The organism is Bradyrhizobium sp. F1.13.3, assembly GCF_040548265.1.
In the GTDB taxonomy this organism is placed as follows: domain Bacteria; phylum Pseudomonadota; class Alphaproteobacteria; order Rhizobiales; family Xanthobacteraceae; genus Bradyrhizobium.
In genome coordinates this window covers 1-1,156 of record NZ_JBEPRI010000071.1, presented here as the reverse complement: position 1 = coordinate 1,156, position 1,156 = coordinate 1, and the positions used below count along the sequence as shown (strand labels likewise).

Here is a 1,156-nt window from a genome sequence, read left to right as displayed (position 1 = left end):
AGCGCTTCGCCTTCGACGTCCTCGGCGACGATGACCAGCGGCTTGCCGGTCTGCACCACGGCCTCGAGCAGCGGGAGCAGCTCGTTCAGCGAGGAGAGCTTCTTCTCGTTGATGAGGATGTAGGCGTCGTCCATCTCAACGCGCATCTTGTCGGCGTTGGTGACGAAGTAGGGCGAGATGTAGCCGCGGTCGAACTGCATGCCCTCGACGACGTCGAGCTCGGTCTCGAGCGACTTGGCTTCCTCGACGGTGATGACACCCTCGTTGCCGACCTTCTTCATGGCGTCGGCGAGGAACTTGCCGATCTCCGCGTCACCGTTGGCCGAGATGGTCCCGACCTGGGCGATCTCGTCGTTCGAGGTGACCTTCTTGGAGTTCTTGACGAGGTCCGCAACGACGGCTTCGACCGCGAGGTCGATACCGCGCTTCAGGTCCATCGGATTCATGCCGGCGGCAACCGACTTGGCGCCTTCGCGCACGATCGCCTGGGCCAGCACGGTGGCGGTGGTGGTGCCGTCGCCGGCCGCGTCAGCGGACTTCGAAGCGACTTCGCGCACCATCTGCGCGCCCATGTTCTCGAACTTGTCCTCGAGCTCGATCTCCTTGGCGACGGTGACGCCGTCCTTGGTGATGCGGGGAGCGCCGAACGACTTGTCGAGCACGACGTTGCGGCCCTTCGGACCGAGCGTGACCTTCACCGCGTTGGCGAGAATGTCGACGCCGCGAAGCATCTTGTCGCGCGCATCGACGGAGAATTTGACTTCTTTAGCTGCCATCTGGATTTTTTCCTTAGGTGTTTAACTGGATAAGAGAGGGGCTCTTAGGCCGCCTTCTTCTTGGAAGCGGGGACGTCGAGGACGCCCATGATGTCGCTTTCCTTCATGATCAGCAGGTCGACGTTGTCGATCTTGACTTCGGTGCCGGACCACTTGCCGAACAGCACGCGGTCGCCGACCTTCAGATCGATCGGGATCAGCTTGCCAGCTTCGTCGCGGCCACCCGGGCCGACGGCGACGATCTCGCCCTGCGAGGGCTTTTCCTTCGCCGTGTCGGGAATGATGATGCCGCCAGCGGTCTTCTCTTCTGCGTCGATGCGCTTGACCACGACGCGGTCGTGAAGCGGACGGAAATTCATGCAGTTCTCCTAAGCTTTTGC

2 protein-coding genes are annotated in these 1,156 nt (G+C 61.9%); both read right to left on the bottom strand.

The window, feature by feature from the left end; all coding sequences use genetic code 11:
• Positions 1–776: chaperonin GroEL (groEL, locus tag ABIB66_RS43505; protein WP_354260130.1), on the bottom strand; the 776-nt coding region annotated here is incomplete at its 3' end.
• A gap of 44 nt (positions 777–820) precedes the next feature.
• Positions 821–1,135: a co-chaperone GroES gene (locus ABIB66_RS43500; RefSeq protein ID WP_007611913.1), complete on the bottom strand. Its 315-nt coding sequence runs from the start codon at positions 1,133–1,135 to the stop codon at positions 821–823.
• Positions 1,136–1,156: the final 21 nt, after the last annotated feature.